The 1,881-nt window shown below is 62.0% G+C and carries 3 protein-coding genes; all 3 read left to right on the top strand.

Going from position 1 to position 1,881, the window contains the following annotated elements:
- A partial coding sequence (locus AC1DT3_RS19560) for an ABC transporter permease (protein WP_477466880.1) occupies window positions 1-696 on the top strand: 696 nt, incomplete at its 5' end.
- An 8-nt stretch (window positions 697-704) separates the two neighbouring features.
- A complete protein-coding gene (locus tag AC1DT3_RS19565) occupies window positions 705-1,535 on the top strand; it encodes an ABC transporter permease (protein WP_477466881.1) in 831 nt (276 codons plus the stop codon).
- Window positions 1,532-1,881 (top strand): ATP-binding cassette domain-containing protein (locus AC1DT3_RS19570; RefSeq protein ID WP_477466882.1); only part of this gene is annotated, 350 nt, incomplete at its 3' end. The genes AC1DT3_RS19565 and AC1DT3_RS19570, both read left to right, overlap by 4 nt.

Below are 1,881 nucleotides of genomic sequence, written 5' to 3' on the forward strand. Positions count from 1 at the left end.
GATCTCGGCGATTCCTGGAAGTTCAACCAGCCGGCCTTTGGTATCGTGATGGAGGCGTTGCCGGCGACGATGCTGCTGGCGTTTTCGTCCCTCGCATTCGGCCTGATGGTGGCGATTCCGTTGGGAATCATCGCGGCTTTGCGGCGGGACAGTTGGGTCGACACGGTCGCGACCGGTGTCGCGACGCTCGGCCAGGCCATGCCGGTCTATTGGCTCGGCCTGCTTCTCATCCTCGTCTTCAGCGCACGGCTGCGATGGTTCCCGTCCATGGGCGGCGAAGGATTCATGGCGATGGTCCTGCCGGTGTTGACGCTCGGGCTCAACGCGATGGCGCGCATCACACGGATCACACGCTCGGCCATGCTCGACGTTCTGGGGCAGGATTATGTGAGGACCGTGCGTGCTAAGGGCATGGGCGAAGGCGTCGTGCTGTTCAAGCATGGTTTACGCAATGCCGCGGTTCCTATCGCGGCGCTCGTCGGGTTGCAGCTCGRCAGCCTTCTCGGCGGCGCCGTCATCATCGAGACGGTCTTCTCTTATCCGGGCGTCGGGCGGATCGCCGTCAACGCCGTGTATGCGCGGGACTTCCCGCTGGTGCAGGCGGTGGTCCTGGTGGTGACGGTCACCTTTTCGGTCGTCAACATGTTGGTCGACGTGGTCTGCGCGCTCCTCAACCCGCAGATCCGGCTGGATTAAGGGATATCATGTCGAGCAAGGGCATCATCGGTTTCGTCATTCTGGCCCTCATGGTGGTGTCCGCGCTGTTCGCAGCATGGATCGCTCCGTTCGACCCCAATGCACAGGACATTCTGAATGGCCTCGCGGCTCCGATGACCCATACGGAGGACGGCAACACGTACCTCCTCGGCACGGATCGACTCGGTCAGGACGTTCTCTCCCGCATCATTTACGGTTCGCGCGTCTCACTCATCGTGGCCTTTGGAGCGGTGGGTTCGTCGGCTTTGATCGGAATCGTGCTGGGCTGCATGGCCGGTTTTCTCAATCGCGCGGTCCAGTCGATCGTTTTGGTCGCGACGGATATCGTCTTGTCGATTCCGTTCGTTCTCTTGGCTTTGGCTCTGATCAGTGCGCTGGGGCCCAGCCTCCTCAACGTGATTCTCGCTTTCACGGTCGTGCGGTGGGCGCAATATGCGCGCGTCACTTATGCATTGTCGCTGGAACTTCGTGAGCGCGAATATGTGCTCGCCTGCAAAGCTGGCGGGATTTCGCTGACGCGAACCATCCTCGTTCACGTCCTGCCCAACATGAGCGGCCCCCTGCTGGTGGTGACCACTCTCGAGCTCGCCTACGCGATCTTGATGGAATCGGGACTCTCCTTCCTGGGCTTGGGCGCTCCGCCGGAGGTTCCATCCTGGGGCGGGATGCTGCAGGAGGGAAGAAACGAAATCGATACGGCGTGGTGGCTGACCACGTTGCCGGGCGCGGCGATCATGCTTGCGGCCATCGGATTCAATTTCGTCGGTGACTGGCTGCGCGACAGGCTGGATCCCGGGCTCCAAAGGACAGTGCGATGATCAAGCCGGCACTGCGCATCGAGAACCTATCCGTCGGCCTTCGTCGTCCCGGCGGCAAGGACCTCGCGTTGACCAGCGACACGAGCCTTGTCCTCATGCCCGCTCGCACGACGGCAATCGTCGGAGAGAGCGGATGCGGCAAGTCGATCACGGCCCTGGCGACTCTCAATCTGCTGCGATCGCCTCTGGGCATCGTGGCCGGCAAGATCATCCTCGGTCTGGACAGCGGCGAGGTCGACATCGCCGCGTTGCCGCCGACCGCACAAAGGATGCGCGATCTGCGCGGGCGTCACATCTCGATGATCTTTCAAGATCCGCTGACTGCGCTCGATCCGGTCTATACCAT

The organism is Microvirga sp. P4_G7, assembly GCF_056401005.1.